General features: G+C 67.2%; 16 protein-coding genes. 8 read left to right on the plus strand and 8 right to left on the minus strand.

Annotated elements, in window-relative coordinates; all coding sequences use genetic code 11:
* From ABNQ39_RS04035 to gloA, 6 genes are all read left to right on the plus strand, one after another.
* Complete coding sequence (locus tag ABNQ39_RS04035; protein ID WP_376959129.1) at positions 1-645, plus strand: OmpH family outer membrane protein; 645 nt, start codon at positions 1-3, stop codon at positions 643-645.
* A 229-nt stretch (positions 646-874) separates the two neighbouring features.
* Positions 875-1,357: a 3-hydroxyacyl-ACP dehydratase FabZ gene (fabZ, locus tag ABNQ39_RS04040; protein ID WP_376959130.1), complete on the plus strand. Its 483-nt coding sequence runs from the start codon at positions 875-877 to the stop codon at positions 1,355-1,357.
* The gene (gene lpxA / locus ABNQ39_RS04045; RefSeq protein ID WP_376959131.1) at positions 1,354-2,148 is read left to right on the plus strand and encodes an acyl-ACP--UDP-N-acetylglucosamine O-acyltransferase; all 795 of its coding nucleotides are present in this window, start codon (positions 1,354-1,356) and stop codon (positions 2,146-2,148) included. The genes fabZ and lpxA overlap by 4 nt, the downstream gene beginning before the upstream one ends.
* 12 nt (positions 2,149-2,160) lie before the next feature.
* On the plus strand, positions 2,161-3,018 hold the full coding sequence (locus tag ABNQ39_RS04050) for an LpxI family protein (protein WP_376959132.1): 858 nt from the start codon (positions 2,161-2,163) through the stop codon (positions 3,016-3,018).
* Between the two features lie 11 nt (positions 3,019-3,029).
* Positions 3,030-4,262, plus strand: coding sequence for a lipid-A-disaccharide synthase (gene lpxB / locus ABNQ39_RS04055; protein ID WP_376959133.1), 1,233 nt, complete (start codon positions 3,030-3,032; stop codon positions 4,260-4,262).
* Positions 4,259-4,654 carry a lactoylglutathione lyase gene (gene gloA / locus ABNQ39_RS04060; RefSeq protein ID WP_098739969.1) on the plus strand — a complete coding sequence of 132 codons (396 nt, stop codon included), beginning with the start codon at positions 4,259-4,261 and terminating at the stop codon, positions 4,652-4,654. The genes lpxB and gloA overlap by 4 nt, the downstream gene beginning before the upstream one ends.
* A gap of 12 nt (positions 4,655-4,666) precedes the next feature.
* Here the strand turns inward: gloA and ftrA are convergent, their stop codons facing one another.
* Positions 4,667-5,701, minus strand: coding sequence for a transcriptional regulator FtrA (gene ftrA / locus ABNQ39_RS04065; RefSeq protein WP_376959134.1), 1,035 nt, complete (start codon positions 5,699-5,701; stop codon positions 4,667-4,669).
* A 100-nt stretch (positions 5,702-5,801) separates the two neighbouring features.
* Here ftrA and ABNQ39_RS04070 point away from each other — a divergent pair, with 100 nt between their 5' ends.
* Positions 5,802-6,200: a rhodanese-like domain-containing protein gene (locus ABNQ39_RS04070; protein WP_376959135.1), complete on the plus strand. Its 399-nt coding sequence runs from the start codon at positions 5,802-5,804 to the stop codon at positions 6,198-6,200.
* A gap of 9 nt (positions 6,201-6,209) precedes the next feature.
* Here ABNQ39_RS04070 and ABNQ39_RS04075 read toward each other — a convergent pair whose 3' ends face one another.
* The 3 genes from ABNQ39_RS04075 to gltX all read right to left on the minus strand — a co-directional run bounded on the left by ABNQ39_RS04075 (position 6,210) and on the right by gltX (position 9,226).
* Positions 6,210-6,383 carry a hypothetical protein gene (locus ABNQ39_RS04075; RefSeq protein ID WP_158285584.1) on the minus strand — a complete coding sequence of 58 codons (174 nt, stop codon included), beginning with the start codon at positions 6,381-6,383 and terminating at the stop codon, positions 6,210-6,212.
* Between the two features lie 22 nt (positions 6,384-6,405).
* Positions 6,406-7,719, minus strand: a complete 1,314-nt coding sequence (gene gltA / locus ABNQ39_RS04080) for a citrate synthase (RefSeq protein ID WP_376959136.1) — start codon at positions 7,717-7,719, stop codon at positions 6,406-6,408.
* A 100-nt stretch (positions 7,720-7,819) separates the two neighbouring features.
* The gene (gltX, locus tag ABNQ39_RS04085; protein ID WP_376959137.1) at positions 7,820-9,226 is read right to left on the minus strand and encodes a glutamate--tRNA ligase; all 1,407 of its coding nucleotides are present in this window, start codon (positions 9,224-9,226) and stop codon (positions 7,820-7,822) included.
* Between the two features lie 156 nt (positions 9,227-9,382).
* Between gltX and ABNQ39_RS04090 the strand changes: the two genes are divergently transcribed.
* Complete coding sequence (locus ABNQ39_RS04090; RefSeq protein ID WP_376959138.1) at positions 9,383-11,536, plus strand: ComEC/Rec2 family competence protein; 2,154 nt, start codon at positions 9,383-9,385, stop codon at positions 11,534-11,536.
* A 74-nt stretch (positions 11,537-11,610) separates the two neighbouring features.
* On the opposite strand, the gene lexA is transcribed toward ABNQ39_RS04090, so the two are convergent.
* From lexA to ABNQ39_RS04110, 4 genes are all read right to left on the minus strand, one after another.
* Positions 11,611-12,336: a transcriptional repressor LexA gene (gene lexA, locus ABNQ39_RS04095; protein ID WP_200190355.1), complete on the minus strand. Its 726-nt coding sequence runs from the start codon at positions 12,334-12,336 to the stop codon at positions 11,611-11,613.
* A gap of 224 nt (positions 12,337-12,560) precedes the next feature.
* A complete protein-coding gene (locus tag ABNQ39_RS04100) occupies positions 12,561-13,790 on the minus strand; it encodes a molybdopterin molybdotransferase MoeA (RefSeq protein ID WP_376959139.1) in 1,230 nt (409 codons plus the stop codon).
* Positions 13,791-13,794: 4 nt separating this feature from the next.
* Positions 13,795-14,292 (minus strand): cyclic pyranopterin monophosphate synthase MoaC, encoded by a 498-nt coding sequence (moaC, locus tag ABNQ39_RS04105; protein WP_376959140.1) that lies wholly within the window; start codon positions 14,290-14,292, stop codon positions 13,795-13,797.
* A complete protein-coding gene (locus ABNQ39_RS04110; protein WP_376959141.1) occupies positions 14,289-14,786 on the minus strand; it encodes a GNAT family N-acetyltransferase in 498 nt (165 codons plus the stop codon). The genes moaC and ABNQ39_RS04110 overlap by 4 nt, the downstream gene beginning before the upstream one ends.
* Positions 14,787-14,788 lie beyond the last annotated feature (2 nt).

Genomic DNA, 14,788 nt, shown 5'->3' on the forward strand with positions numbered 1-14,788 from the left:
ATGCAATCCACGCTGTCCAAGACGCCGCTTCGCGTCGCCCTTCTGTCGGCCGTCACGGCTGCCGGTCTCGTTCTTACCGCAGGTGCTGCTCAGGCCCAGTCGGCGCCCAAGGCCGAGGCCCCCAAGGCGGAAGCGCCCAAGACCGACGCGCCGGCACCGGGTGCGGAGCTGAAGGCTCCGGTCATCGCCGTGATCGACGTGCAGAAGATCATGCAGGAGTCCAATGCGTCGAAGGGCATCACCAAGTCCTTCGAATCGCTGCGCGACTCCTACCAGAAGGAAATCTCCGCGCTGGAGGACAAGCTCCGCAAGAACGAGGACGAACTGCGCAAGCAGCAGACCGTTCTGTCGCCGGAAGCGCTCGCCACCAAGCGCCGTGACTTCGAAAAGCAGGTCGCCGACGTCCAGAAGACGGTGCAGACCCGCAAGCGCGCCCTGGAGACCAGCCTGAACGAGGCGATGGCTGTCGTTCACAAGACGATGGTCGAAGTGGTCGCGGACATTTCCCGCGAGCGCGGTGCCAACCTCGTTCTGGCCCGCCAGCAGTTCGTTCTGGTCGACACCCAGCTCGACGTCACCGATGTGGTGATGGAGCGGGTGAACAAGAAGCTGCCGCAGGTTGCGCTGAACGTTCCGAAGCAGTGATGCAACTCTGACCGGGGCCGCTGCCATCCCAGGCGGGACGGTGGCGGCCCCGTTCTGTTTCCGGTTTCGGTCCTCTTCCGGGTTCGGCGTTGCGGTCGCCGCGGAAATGGGGCAAGAAGGCGGAGCAGACAAGAAGGCGCCGGTGCTCCCCATCGGGGCGGCGGTGCCCGTTCCCTGTAACGGGGAATACTGAACCCTATAGGTTGGTGGAAAGGCGGGCGGCCGGGCAATGGACGTGACGGCGGACAACAGCGCACAAAGCAAAAAGATCGACGACATCGACATCATGCGGATCATGAAGATGATTCCGCATCGCTACCCGATTCTGATGATCGACCGGGTGATCGATGTGACGCTGGGCGAAGGCGCCACCGGCGTCAAGAACGTCACGATCAACGAGCCTTTCTTCCAGGGGCACTTCCCGTCGCGCCCTGTGATGCCCGGTGTCCTGATCATCGAGGCGATGGCCCAGACCTCCGCCGTTCTGGTGGTGGCCACGCTGGGTCCGGATGCAGAAGGCAAGCTGGTCTACTTCATGACCGTCGACGAGGCGCGGTTCCGCCGCCCCGTCACCCCCGGCGACACCATTCACATCCACGTCACCAAGCAGCGCCAGCGCGCCAACGTGTGGAAGTTCAAGGGCGAGGCCAAGGTCAACGGCGTCCTCGTCGCTGAAGCCGTCTATTCCGCCATGATTCTGGACGAAAAATGACCGTTACCATCCATCCGTCCGCCATCGTCGATCCCGCGGCCAAGCTGGGGGAGGGGGTCGACATCGGCCCCTTCTGCGTCGTCGGTCCCGACGTCACGCTGGGCGATGGCGTTCGGCTGGTGTCGCATGTGGCGGTCGATGGGCGCACCAGCATCGGCGCAGACACCGTCATCTACCCCTTTGCGTCCATCGGCCATCGCCCGCAGGATCTGAAGTTCCATGGCGAGCCGTCCGAGCTTGTCATCGGTGCCCGCAACCAGATTCGCGAGCATGTGACGATGAACCCGGGCACCGAGGGCGGCGGCATGATCACCCGCGTCGGCGATGACGGGCTGTTCATGATGGGCTCGCATGTGGCCCATGACTGCGTCGTCGGCGACCATGTCATCATGGCCAACAACGCCACCCTGGGCGGCCACGTCACGCTGGGCGACTATGTCATCATCGGCGGGTTGTCGGCGGTGCGCCAGTTCGTGCGCATCGGCTCCCATGCCATGATCGGCGGCATGTCGGGCGTCGAGAATGACGTGATTCCCTTCGGTCTGGTGATGGGCGACCGGGCGCGGCTGGCCGGCCTGAACCTGGTGGGGCTGGAGCGTCGCGGCTTCAAGAAGGACGACATCCATGCCCTTCGCGCTGCCTATCGCATGCTGTTCGGTCCGGAAGGCACCTTCGCCGAACGGGTCGACGGGGTCGGCCGCGATTTCGGCGAGCGGGCGCTGATTTCGGACGTTCTGTCCTTCATCCGGGCCAAGGAAGCCCGGTCTCTCTGCCAGCCGCGCGAGAGCTGAGGCAGCCGGCCGATGGCCGAAACCACTCAACGTAAAGGATCGCCGGCGGCAGGACCCAAGCTGGCGATTCTTGCCGGCGGCGGTACGCTGCCCGCCCGCATCGCCGAGGCGGTACGTGGGCGGGGCCGCGACGTCTTCATTGTCGCCTTCGACGGCCATACCGATCCGCAAACGGTTGCAGGACTTCCGCATCTGTGGAGCCGCTTCGGCGCCGCCGGCACGATCCTGCGCCGTCTTCACGAGGAGGGCGTCGGTGAGGTCGTGCTCGCCGGACCCGTCAGGCGGCCGTCCTTCACCGAGCTGATGCCGGATTGGCGCACCGCGCGCTTTCTCGCCCGCGTCGGGACACGGGCCTTGGGCGATGACGGCCTGCTGCGGGCCGTCGTGCGCGAGGTCGAGGAGGACGGGTTCCGTGTGGTCGGTTTGCACGAACTGCTGAAGGACCTGCTGACCGTTGCAGGGCCGGTGGGCCGTTTGATGCCCGATGCCGATGCGGAGCGGGACATTGCCCGCGGGGTCGAGGTTGCCCGTGCCCTCGGCGCGCTCGACGTCGGGCAGGGGGCGGTGGTCCAGCAAGGCATCGTCCTGGCGGTCGAGGCAATCGAAGGGACCGATGCGATGCTTGGCCGCTGCGCCGGATTGATCCGTCCAGGCCCTGGCGGCGTGTTGGTCAAGGTGAAGAAGCCCAAGCAGGACCGCCGCATCGACCTGCCCACCATGGGTATCACCACCGTGGAGCGGGCTGCGGCCTCGGGTTTGCGTGGCATTGCGGTCGAAGCCGGCGGCAGCCTGCTGGTCGACCGTGCCGCGGTGGCCGAGGCGGCAGACCGTCTCGGCCTGTTCGTCGTCGGCATCGAGATCCCGCAATGACTGCCGGTCATATGGCTGCCGCCGATGTGGCTGACGACCCACCGACGCTGTTCCTGATCGCGGGCGAACCATCCGGCGACGCGCTTGGCGCCCGGCTGATGGCGGCGGCGAAGCGGCTGACCGGCGGCAAGGTGCGCTTCGTCGGCATCGGCGGCGAGCGGATGACGGCCGAGGGGCTGGTCAGCCTCTTCCCGATGGCGGAACTGACGTTGTTCGGAATTTTCGAGTTGCTGCCGCATCTGCCGAACCTGATCCGCCGCATCGACCAAACTGTTGCCGAGGTCCTGCGCATGCGTCCCGGCGTGGTGGTTGGCATCGACTCGCCTGGATTCACGGTGCGCGTTGCGAAGAAGGTCCGTGCGGCCGATCCGACAATTCCGCTGGTCCACTATGTGGCGCCGACGGTCTGGGCATGGAAGCCCAAGCGTGCAGCGAAGTACGCGGCCATCTACGATCACCTTCTTGCGGTGCTTCCGTTCGAGCCGCCTTATTTCGAAAAGGAAGGGCTGGCTTGCACCTTCGTCGGCCATTCGGTTGTCGAGGGGCGGGCGGGCAAGGGGGATGGCCCGGGATTCCGGCAACGTCATAGGATTGCCGCGACCGACCGTGTCGTGGCCGTGCTCCCAGGCAGCCGCAAGGGCGAAGTGTCGCGTCTGCTGCCGGATTTCCGCGCGACGCTGGACCTGTTGCGCCCGTCCCATCCCGATCTGATGGCGGTGGTGCCGACCGTGGCGACGGTGCGCGACCGTGTGGCTGCCGCCATTGCCGACTGGCCAGTCCGAACCATTCTGGTCGAGGGGGATGCCGAGAAATACGACGCCTTCGCCGCAGCGGAGGTGGCACTCGCCGCCTCCGGTACGGTGGCGTTGGAGTTGGCGCTTGCCCGGCTGCCGACGGTCATCGCTTATCGCCTCAATCCGGTGACGGTCGCGCTCTATCGGCGGCTGATCCGGGTCAAGTATGTGAACCTCGTCAACCTGATGCTTGACCGCATGCTGGTTCCGGAACTGCTGCAACAGGATTGCCGGCCCGATAAACTGGCGGCCGAAGTGGGGCGCCTGCTCGACGATCCGGAGGCGCGCCAGGTGCAGATCGATGGCGTCGCGGAGGTTGCCCGCTGGCTGGGGCAGGGAGATATCCCACCGAGCGAACGGGCCGCGCGCGCCATTCTGGACGTCATCGCAGAGCACCGCTCGATCAGGCCCAAAGAGGGCAAACCCCGAACGGGAGAACAGAGACCATGAGCGAATTCCGTCTGTTGCATACGATGCTGCGCGTGCTGGATCTGGAGAAGTCGCTGGACTTCTACACCCGCCTGCTCGGAATGAAGCTGTTGCGCCGAAATGACTTTGAGGGCGGTCGTTTCACCCTCGCCTTCGTCGGCTATGGCGAAGAGTCCGACACCGCCGTTCTGGAGCTGACCCACAACTGGGATCAGAAGGAGCCGTACGAGATCGGCACCGCCTATGGCCACATCGCGCTGGGCGTGCCGGACATCTACGGCACCTGCGAAAAGCTGGCGGCCGAAGGGGTGAAGATTCCGCGTCCGCCCGGCCCGATGAAGCACGGCACCACGGTGATCGCCTTCATCGAGGATCCGGACGGCTATAAGGTTGAGCTGATCGAGCGGAAGTAACCGTTCGGGACATTACCGTTTTCGCGAAAGGGCGCGGTCGGTGACGGCCGCGCCCTTTTTCGATGCGGCCGGATCGTCGACAGGAAGCCGGCGGAAGCGCGTCCGGTAACTCGCTGGACTGACGCCCAGCCTTTGCCGGAAATGGTGGCGCAGGGTGGCGGCGGAACCGAATCCGGTCAAGGTCGCCACCTCCTCCACCGGCAGGCTGCTGCATTCCAGCACCTCGCGGGCCCGGGCGAGACGTTCGGTCAGCAGCCACTCGCCGGGAGTGGTCCCGGTCATCGCCTGAAAGCGGCGCAGGAAGGTCCGCAGGCTCATGCCCGCCCGTGACGCCATGCTGGACAGGCTGTGATCCTCGGCCAGCGTCTCCCGCAGATGGTCGAGCAGGGGGGCGAGGCGGGCACCCTCGCGGGCTATCGGCACGGGCGTTTCAATGAACTGCGCCTGACCGCCTTCGCGGTGGGGCTGCACCACCAGACGGCGGGCGACGCTGTTCGCCGCCTCCGGGCCGAAATCACGACGAACCAGATGCAGGCAGAGGTCGATGCCGGCCGCGCTGCCGGCGGAGGTCAGGATGTTGCCTTCATCCACATACAGCACATCGGGCACCACCCGGATGTCGGGATAGAGGTCGGCAAGCGTTGCGGCATATCGCCAGTGAGTTGTCGCCCGGCGGCCGTTCAGCAGACCGGATGCGGCGAGAACGAAGGCCCCGGAGCAGATCGACAGGATGCGGGCGCCCCTGGCGCTCGCCTGTCGAAGGGCAGCAGTCAAGGCGGTGGGAACCGGTTCCAGTGCGCCGCGCCATCCGGGAATGACGATGATGTCGGCTTGGTCGAGCAGGTCGAGACCGCCATCCGCCTCGACGCGGATGCCTCCCATCGCCCGCAACGGGCCGTCATCGAGTGCCGCAACGGCGAAGCGATACCAATCCGGTCCCAACTCCGGACGGGGCAGGCCGAACACCTCGACGGCGACACCGAACTCGAAGGTGCAGAGACCGTCATAGGCCAGCGCGACCGCCAGGGGGGAAAGGGCATTTGGCATGAACTGCACGATAGCTGGCAATCGCGCCACTTTCCAGCCGAAGCCGCCACAGGGATGATTGGGTCCTCATCATTCATCGGGCGATTGCGAAGAGGACAACATGGCCAGTCTCGTCAGCGAAATTCCCGCCGCTCCTTCCGAACAGGCGGAGGCGCACTTTGCCAGGCGCCTGTCCCTGGAGACCGATTGCTGGGATGTTCACGACTCATCGAAGTCCGGTGTGCCGGATTTCGTCCTGCTCGATGTCCGCGGGCCGGCAGCTTATGCGCGTGGCCATGTGCCGGGCGCCTTGAACCTGTCGCATGGCAAGATCACGGAGCGGCGGATGGCCGAGTGGCCGGAGGGAACGCTGTTCGTGGTGTATTGCGCCGGCCCCCATTGCAACGGGGCGGATCGCGCGGCTTTGCGTCTGGCGCGGATCGGGCGGCCGGTCAAACTGATGATCGGCGGCGTGACCGGCTGGATCGACGAGGGCTTCGCGCTGGAAAGCGAGGGCTGAGGGACTACCTCAGACGAAGACGATCCCGGCGATCAGCGCCAGAATCAGCAGATAGACGACCAACCGGCGGACGCGCCAGCCAAGCGGCGCCCGGTTGTCGTTGGCCGGCGGGCGCAGACGCACCCGCCGGGCCGGAACGATGTACGCAGTCGGGTCCTGGGCGGCTCCGTTGGAGCCGCCCATTCCGATATGGGCTGTGGGCCGGTTAGCCACGCTCGGCCAGCGGCACGAACGGCCGCTTGACGTCGCCGGTGTAGAGCTGACGCGGACGGCCGATCTTCTGCACCGGGTCCTCGATCATCTCCTTCCACTGGCTGATCCAACCGACGGTGCGGGCCAGCGCGAACAGCACGGTGAACATGCTGGTCGGGAAGCCCATCGCCTTCAGGATGATGCCCGAGTAGAAATCGACGTTCGGATAGAGCTTCTTCTCGATGAAGTACTCGTCCGACAGGGCGATCTTCTCCAGCTCCATCGCGATGTCCAGCAGCGGCTCGTCCTTGATGCCGAGTTCGCCGAGAACCTCGTGGCAGGTCTGGCGCATGACCTGGGCGCGGGGGTCGTAATTCTTGTAGACCCGGTGGCCGAAGCCCATCAGGCGGAAGTTGTCGTTCTTGTCCTTGGCGCGGCGGACGAACTCGGGGATGCGATCCACCGACCCGATCTCTTCCAGCATCTTCAGAACGGCTTCGTTCGCACCGCCATGGGCCGGACCCCAGAGCGAGGCGATGCCGGCGGCGATGCAGGCGAACGGGTTGGCGCCCGACGAACCGGCCAGACGGACGGTGGAGGTCGAGGCGTTCTGCTCATGATCGGCGTGCAGGATGAAGATCTTGTCCATCGCCTTGGACAGGATCGGGTTGACCTTGAACGGCTCGCAGGGCGTGCCGAAGGTCATGTAGAGGAAGTTCTCCGCGTAGGACAGGTCGTTGCGCGGATACATGAAGGGCTGGCCGGTCGAGTACTTGTAGGCCATCGCCGCGATCGTCGGCATCTTGGCGATCAGGCGGTGCGCGGCGATCTTGCGTGCGGTCGGATCGTTGATGTCCAGCGAGTCGTGGTAGAAGGCCGACAGGGCGCCGACGACGCCGCACATGATCGCCATCGGGTGGGCGTCACGGCGGAAGCCGCTGTAGAACTTGGTCAGCTGCTCATGCACCATCGAGTGGCGGCGCAGGATGTTCTCGAACTCCGTGCGCTCGGCCGCGGTCGGCAGGTGGTTGTTGAGCAGGAGGAAGCAGACTTCCGGGAAGGTCGAATGCTCGGCCAGCTCATCGATGGCGTAGCCGCGGTGCAGCAGCACACCCTCGTCGCCGTCGATGTAGGTGATGCCCGATTCGCAGCTGCCCGTGGAGGTGAAGCCCGGATCGTAGGTGAAATAGCCGGTCTCGGCGTAGAGCTTGCGGATGTCGATCACGCTCGGCCCGACGCTGCCGTGCATGATCGGCATCGTGACCTGCTTGCCCGTCTTATTGTCGATGAGGGTAACGGTGTCCTTGCCGTCCTCAGTCTGGGTCATCTCGGCACGTCCTTATCGTTGAGGGTCGGGCTTGGTGCCCTTTTTTCGTCGGCGCAGCATAGTTCCATGGCTGCCCGATGGCAACGCACGGAAATGACCATTATGCTGCACCCGCTGCATCGCGGATGCGAGAAAGCGTCGCTTCCCGACCCAGCAGTTCAGCCACCTCGAAGATCGGCGGCGACACCGTCGAACCGGTCAGCGCGGCGCGCAGCGGCTGCGCCACCTTGCCCAGTTTCTCGCCCCGCGCCTCGGCGAAGGCGCGGACCTGGGATTCGAGCGCGGCGGCGGTGAACTCCGGCTCGGCGACGAAGGCGGTAGCCAGTTCCTTCAACAGGTTGCGGCCCTTTTCATCCAGCAGGGCGGTTGCTTTTTCATCATAGCTGAGCGGCTGCTGCGCAACATAGAAGCGCGCGCTCTGGGCCAGATCGACGACGGTGCGGGCGCGCTGCTTCAGCCCGCTCATCGCCCGCGTCAGAAGGTCGCGTTCCGCCTCGGACAGGCTGCGGCCGAGATCGGCTTCGAGCCGCGGCGCGATCAGGCCGAGCAGGCGGGAATCGTCGGCCAGACGCATGTAATGGGCATTCAGATTCTCCAGCTTGGCGAAGTCGAAGCGCGACGCCGACCGGCCGATGCTTTCCAGATTGAACCACTCGATCGCCTGCTCGGTCGAGATGATCTCGTCGTCGCCATGCGACCAGCCGAGCCGCAGCAGATAGTTGCGGATGGCCTCCGGCAGGTAGCCCATGTCGCGGTAGGCGTCGACGCCCAGCGCGCCGTGGCGCTTGGACAGCTTGGCGCCGTCCGGCCCGTGGATGAGGGGGATATGGCCGAAGCGCGGCAGCTCCCAGCCCATGGAATTGAAGATCTGGATCTGGCGGAAGGTGTTGGTCAGATGGTCGTCGCCGCGGATGACGTGGGTGACGCCCATGTCGTGATCGTCCACCACCACCGCCAGCAGATAGGTCGGCGTGCCGTCGGCGCGCAGCAGGATCAGGTCGTCGAGCTGGGCGTTCTGCACCGTCACCTCGCCCTGGACGAGATCGTTCAGGACGGTCTGGCCTTCCTGCGGCGCCTTCAGGCGGATCACCGGCGCCACGCCCGGAGGGGCATCGGACTCGGGACGGTCACGCCAGCGGCCGTCGTAGCGCATCGGCTGGCCGGCGGCCTTCTGGGCGGCGCGCATTTCCTCCAGCTCTTCCGGGCTGCAATAGCAGCGATAGGCCTTGCCGGCGGCCAGCATCTGGTGCGCGACCTCGGCATGGCGGTCCTTGCGCTCGAACTGGCTGACGGCGTCGCCGTCCCAATCCAGACCCAGCCACTTCAGCCCGTCGATGATGGCATCCACCGCCGCGTCGGTGGACCGTTGCCGGTCGGTGTCTTCGATCCGCAGCAGGAACTTGCCGCCGGTGTTGCGGGCGTACAGCCAGTTGAACAGGGCGGTGCGGCCACCGCCGATGTGCAGAAAGCCGGTCGGCGACGGAGCGAAGCGGGTGACGACGGTCATCGGTCTCTCAATTTCCGGTTCGGCGCTGGTATGATGCGCCGGTGGTTCGACACCGTGGTTTAACACAGCCACCCGGCTTGGAGGCAATGCGATGCGCGCATGGACGGTCGTTGAGGAGCTCGCGGGTGGCATCGCTGCGCCCGGAATCCGTTACCGGTGACGGCCGCCGGCTGGCCGGAGGAGGAAACCGACGGTCCGCCGGCACTTGGCGGAGGCTGGCGGCGCCTGCTGTCACGCATGAGCAGGCGACTCGTGGCGCTCGCGGAGGCGGAGGGCGAGCGCTGGGTGCTGTGGCTGCCCGTCGCCTTCGGGGCGGGTGTGTCGTTCTATTTCGGGTTGCGGCAGGAGCCTGACTGGTGGGTCGGCGCTGCGGCGGTCGGCTGCTGCGCGGTGCTGGTGCTGGCGCTGCGGCGATGGTTCGCCATGGCCGGTGTGGCGATGGCGCTGCTGATGCTGGCGGCGGGGTTCCTGGTGGCGCAGGCGCACACCATCCACATGGCGGCCCCGGTCCTGAGCCGCAGCATCGCCGGTGCGACCGTCACCGGCCGCGTGATGGCGGTGGAGCGGCGGCCGGGCGCGACGCGGATCACCCTGCGGGACGTGAGCGTCAGCAAGCTGACGCCGGAACGGACGCCGGCCGCCTTGCGGGTCCGGCTGTCGGACCGCTTCCCGGCACCGGCGCCCGGATCGGTGGTGCGGCTGCGGGCGACGTTGCTGCCGCCGCAGGCGCCGGCCGAACCCGGCGCCTTCGACTTCCAGCGGCGGGCCTGGTTCATGGGGCTGGGCGGGACGGGCTTTGCCACCGGTGCGCCGGAACTGGTCGAGGCGCCGCCGGTGACGGGGTGGAGCACGGTCGCCATTGCCTTCGAGAAGGCGCGGGGCGCGATTGCCGAGCGGGTGGCGGCTGCCATCGGCGATCCGGTGGAGGCGAGCGTCACCACGGCGCTGCTGAACGGCGAGGAGTTCGGCATCCCGGAAGCGACGATGGACGACTTCCGCAACAGCGGGCTGGCCCATCTGCTGTCGATCTCCGGCCTGCATGTCGGCATCGCCGCCGGCATCCTGTTCTATGTCGTGCGGGCATTGCTGGCGGCGGTGCCCTATATCGCGCTGCGGTGGCCGATCAAGAAGATCGCGGCGCTGTTCGGCATCCTGTCGGCACTTGGCTACACGCTGCTGGTCGGGGCGCCGCTGCCGACGGTGCGGTCGGTGTTGATGACCGGCATGGTGATGGGGGCGATCATGCTGGATCGTCATCCGTTGAGCATGCGGCTGGTCGCCTTTGCCGGGCTGGTCACCATGGCGATGGATCCGGAGGGCATGCTGGGGCCGAGCTTCCAGATGTCCTTCGCCGCCGTGGTGGCGCTGATCGCTGCCTTCGAGAAGGGCAGCGTCAGGCTGGCGGAATGGCGGCGCGATGCGGGATGGCTGGTGCGCGGGCTGTTCTATGTCGGCGGGATTCTGTTGACCAGCGTGGTGGCGACGCTGGCGACCTTGCCCTTCTCGCTCTTCCACTTCCAGCAGATCGCCTTCTACGGCGTGCTGTCGAACCTCATCGCCATTCCCATCACGTCCTTCTGGGTCATGCCGTGGAGCCTGATCGCCTACGCGCTGCTGCCCTTCGGACTGGAGGCGCCGGCGCTGATCGCCATGAACTGGGGCGACCGGGCGGTAATCTGGACGGCGGAATTCTTCGGACGCCTCCCCTGGGCCTCGCTGACCGTGCCGGCGATGCCGGCGGAAGGATTTGCGCTGCTGGTGGTGGGAGGGATCTGGCTGTGCTTGTGGACGCGGTGGTGGCGTTGGCTGGGCATGCTACCGGTCCTGATGGGGATGGCCTCGCCGATGCTGGCGGTGCGGCCGGATGTGCTGGTGGCCGGCGACGGGACGGTGATGGCTGTCAGGCTGCCGGACGGACGACTCAGCGCGTCGGTCAAAGGCGGCGGGCGGATGACCGAAACCTGGCGGGAGCGCGATGGCGAGCGGTCGGCGGCCGATCCCTGGCCGGCGGACGGAGGATGGAGCGGGGGAGGGCGGTCGCTGGACTGCGATGCGCTTGGCTGCCTGTACCGGGTGCAGGGAAAGACGGTGGCCTTGCCGCGGCTGCCGGATGCGCTGGACGAGGATTGCGGGACGGCCGATGCGGTGGTGACGGCGGAGGTGGCGCGGCGCTGCCGGGCGGATTTGGTGGTGGACCGCTGGACCCTGCGTCATGAAGGCGCGCATGCGCTGACGGTAACCGCCGAGGGGGTGACGGTGGAGACGGTGCGTGGGCTGCGGGGAGACCGGCCCTGGACCGGAGCAAAGTGAGAGGAGCTTTGGACTTCGCCGATCCCATCCGCCGCGGGGACGGAGGAGGGGATCGGCGGCCGGGCACGAAAAGCTCAGTACTTGCGCACGAGACCGACCAGCTTGCCCTGCACGCGGACGCGGTCGGCGCCGAAGATGCGGGTTTCGTAGGCGGCGTTGGCGGGTTCCAGCGCGATGGTGTTGCCCTTGCGGCGCAGGCGCTTCAGTGTCACTTCGCCCTCGTCCACCAGGGCGACGACGATGGTGCCGTTCTCTGCCGCATCGCAGCGCTGGATGACGATGGTGTCGTGGTCGAGGATGCCGGCCTCGATCATCGAGTCGCCGGAAACCTCCAGCGCATAATGGTCGCCACCGGTCAGCATCGAGGCGGGAACGTCGACGAAGGCGCTGTTGTCGCGCAGGGCCTCGATGGGCGTACCGGCGGCGATCCGGCCATAGAGCGGAAGCTGCACCGTCTCGTTGGCCGCGGCCGGGGTCGGGGCGGGCGGAGCGGTGTCGCGGCCGGCGAAGGCGAAATCGCCCTTGATGACGTTGGGCTGGAACTTCGGCTTGGGAGCCGCGGTCCGGTTGCGCGACGCGTCGAGACCCTCGGGAAGGCGCAGAACCTCCAGCGCACGGGCCCGGTGGGGCAGGCGGCGGATGAACCCGCGCTCCTCCAGCCCGGTGATCAGGCGATGGATGCCCGACTTGGACTTCAGGCCCAGGGCGTCCTTCATCTCGTCGAACGACGGCGAGACACCGCCCTGGCCAAGCCGTTCGTGGATGAACAGCAGCAATTCGTGCTGCTTGCGCGTGAGCATGGATGCCTCCCGGCTTCGGCCAGACTGAAGATGGAACAAAAACTAAACGTTGCTCCATGTTCTAGTTTGGTTCCTGCCGCGCGTCAAGCCCCCCAGCGGCTTCTTTTAGAACTTGTGTGGAACATTTGGAACGCGGTGAAACAGTTTTCCGGGTGATGTTCACCTGTTCCAGTCCTCGTCCCAGCACCGTTTCCAGGCGCCGTTTCTAAGCTCTGTGTTCAAGTCTAGATGCTGAGCACCCCATCCGTCAAAGGGAGCACGGTCACCATGGCGCCCGCCGGCTCCGGGTCGGCATGGGGCGGGCGGGGGATCAGGCAATCGGCCTGAGCGTACAGGGTGGTGATGGCGCTGTCCTGCCGGGCGAAGGGCGTCACGGTCAGGACACCGTCCGGGCCGGCGGCGAGGGTGGCGCGCAGATATTCCTCGCGCCGGTCGTTGGCTCTCAGCGCGCCGGTCAGGCGGGCGCGCAGCGGCAGGCGGTTGTCCTCCGGCGGCAAGCCTTGCAGCACGCGCAGGATCGGGCGGAGGAACAGGAGCGCGGTCACACCGGTGGACACCGGGTTGCCGGGCAGGCCGAGCAGCGGCACCGACCCGGCACGGCCGAACATCAAGGCCTTGCCCGGACGCATCGCCACCGTCTGCACCTCCAGCGCCACGCCGCGTTCGGCCAGCACATCGCGGACGAAATCGTAATCGCCATGCGCCGCCCCGCCGGTGGTGACCAGCAGGTCGCAGCCGGCGGCCCCCTTCGCCAGGGCCGCCACGCTCTCCGGCGTGTCCTTGGCGACGCCCAGATTGTGGGCGAGCCCGCCCTGAGCGGTCACCAGGGCGCAGAGGCCGAGCGCATTGGTGCTGACGATCTGGCTCGGTCCCAGCGGGTCGCCGGGCAGGGCGATCTCGTCGCCGGTGGCGAGGACGGCGATGCGCGGCCGGCGGTGGACCGACAGCCACGGCACATTGCCGCCGGCGGCCAGCGCGATGTCGCGCGCGGTCAGGCGCCGCCCCTTCGGCAGAAGCTTCTGACCGGCCGTGAAGTCGAATCCGGCCTCGCGGACGAAGCGGCCGGCGGCCACGGCGCGGCCGATCCGCACTGTGGCGTCGTCGGCGCTGCAATCCTCCTGCATCACCACGGCGTCGGCGCCGCCGGGCAGGGGCGCGCCGGTGAAGATGCGCACCGCCTCGCCCCGGCCGACGCTGCCGGTGAAGGCATGGCCAGCGGCGGATTCGCCGATGCGCCGCAGCGGGACGGGGGCCTCGGCGGTCGCGGCGGCGATGTCGGCGGCACGCACGGCCCAGCCATCCATGGCGGCGGCGTGGAAGGGCGGCTGGGTCAGCCGGGCGACCACCGGTTCGGCCAGCACACGACCGAGAGCGTCGGGCAGGGCGACCGTCTCCGCCGGGAGGGCAGCGAAGGCCGACAGGATGCGGGCGCGCGCCTCGGCGACGGAGATCATGGCGTCAGCCTCCGGTGGAGGACGACGTGGACGCACCCCATTCGCCGCTCTTGCCGCCGGCCTTGTGCAGCAGGCGCACGTCGGTGACGGTCATGCCGCGGTCCACCGCCTTGCACATGTCGTAGACGGTCAAGGCTGCGACGGTGACGGCGGTCAGCGCCTCCATCTCCACGCCGGTCTGGCCCTTCAACTTGCAGGTTGCCGTCACGTCCACCGCGTTGCGGGCGGGATCGCAGGACAGGTCGACCTTGACAGAGGTAAGCATCAGCGGGTGGCAGAGCGGGATCAGGTCGGGCGTGCGCTTGGCCCCCATGATGCCGGCCAGCCGGGCGACCGACAGCACGTCGCCCTTCTTCACCCCGCCCTGCATGATGAGCGCCAGCGTTTCCGGCTGCATCAGCACGGTCGCCGCGGCGGTGGCGGTGCGTTCGGTGTCGGCCTTGTCGGAGACGTCGACCATCACCGCCTTGCCCTCGGCGTCGAAATGGGTAAAGCCGGTCATCGTGCGGTCTCCGTCAAAAGCTTTTCCATGAAGACGCTGACGCCATTGTCTTCGTAGCAGGCATAGGGGCCGCGGTCGGTGAAGCCGGCCTTGCGGTAGAGCGCCAGCGCTTCGGGCTGATGGATGCCCGATTCGAGCAGCAGGGCGTTCAGGCCCTCCGCCCGCGCCTGCTCCTCCAGCCGGGCGAGCAGGCGGTCGCCGATGCGCTGTCCGCGGGCGGCGGGATCGACATACATCCGCTTGATCTCGCCATAGCCCGTGGGATCGACGCGGAGTGCGGCGCAGCCGACCGGAACGCCGTCCTTGCGGGCGACGAGGAAGCGCAGGTTCGGTGCCTCCAGTTCGCCGATGTCGAGCAGGTGGCAGGTGTCTGCCGGATAGAGATCCAGCAGATAGCGGTCGAGCGCCGCCACCAGCGCGATCACGGCATCCTGGCGCGGGCTCTCCGCGGCGATCAGCACATCGGCTGTCAGATCGGCCACCACCTCGGTCATCG

The organism is Azospirillum sp. A26 (genome assembly GCF_042604635.1).
Taxonomy (GTDB): Bacteria; Pseudomonadota; Alphaproteobacteria; order Azospirillales; family Azospirillaceae; genus Azospirillum; species Azospirillum palustre.

Excerpts from the sequence above, each read along its gene's own strand:
- ABNQ39_RS04035 (WP_376959129.1), top strand. The coding sequence starts at position 1 with ATGCAATCCACGCTGTCCAAGACGCCGCTTCGCGTCGCCCTTCTGTCG.
- fabZ (WP_376959130.1), top strand. The coding sequence starts at position 875 with ATGGACGTGACGGCGGACAACAGCGCACAAAGCAAAAAGATCGACGAC.
- lpxA (WP_376959131.1), top strand. The coding sequence starts at position 1,354 with ATGACCGTTACCATCCATCCGTCCGCCATCGTCGATCCCGCGGCCAAG.
- ABNQ39_RS04050 (WP_376959132.1), top strand. The coding sequence starts at position 2,161 with ATGGCCGAAACCACTCAACGTAAAGGATCGCCGGCGGCAGGACCCAAG.
- lpxB (WP_376959133.1), top strand. The coding sequence starts at position 3,030 with ATGGCTGCCGCCGATGTGGCTGACGACCCACCGACGCTGTTCCTGATC.
- gloA (WP_098739969.1), top strand. The coding sequence starts at position 4,259 with ATGAGCGAATTCCGTCTGTTGCATACGATGCTGCGCGTGCTGGATCTG.
- ftrA (WP_376959134.1), bottom strand. The coding sequence starts at position 5,701 with ATGCCAAATGCCCTTTCCCCCCTGGCGGTCGCGCTGGCCTATGACGGT.
- ABNQ39_RS04070 (WP_376959135.1), top strand. The coding sequence starts at position 5,802 with ATGGCCAGTCTCGTCAGCGAAATTCCCGCCGCTCCTTCCGAACAGGCG.
- ABNQ39_RS04075 (WP_158285584.1), bottom strand. The coding sequence starts at position 6,383 with ATGGGCGGCTCCAACGGAGCCGCCCAGGACCCGACTGCGTACATCGTT.
- gltA (WP_376959136.1), bottom strand. The coding sequence starts at position 7,719 with ATGACCCAGACTGAGGACGGCAAGGACACCGTTACCCTCATCGACAAT.
- gltX (WP_376959137.1), bottom strand. The coding sequence starts at position 9,226 with ATGACCGTCGTCACCCGCTTCGCTCCGTCGCCGACCGGCTTTCTGCAC.
- lexA (WP_200190355.1), bottom strand. The coding sequence starts at position 12,336 with ATGCTCACGCGCAAGCAGCACGAATTGCTGCTGTTCATCCACGAACGG.
- ABNQ39_RS04100 (WP_376959139.1), bottom strand. The coding sequence starts at position 13,790 with ATGATCTCCGTCGCCGAGGCGCGCGCCCGCATCCTGTCGGCCTTCGCT.
- moaC (WP_376959140.1), bottom strand. The coding sequence starts at position 14,292 with ATGACCGGCTTTACCCATTTCGACGCCGAGGGCAAGGCGGTGATGGTC.
- ABNQ39_RS04110 (WP_376959141.1), bottom strand. The coding sequence starts at position 14,786 with ATGACCGAGGTGGTGGCCGATCTGACAGCCGATGTGCTGATCGCCGCG.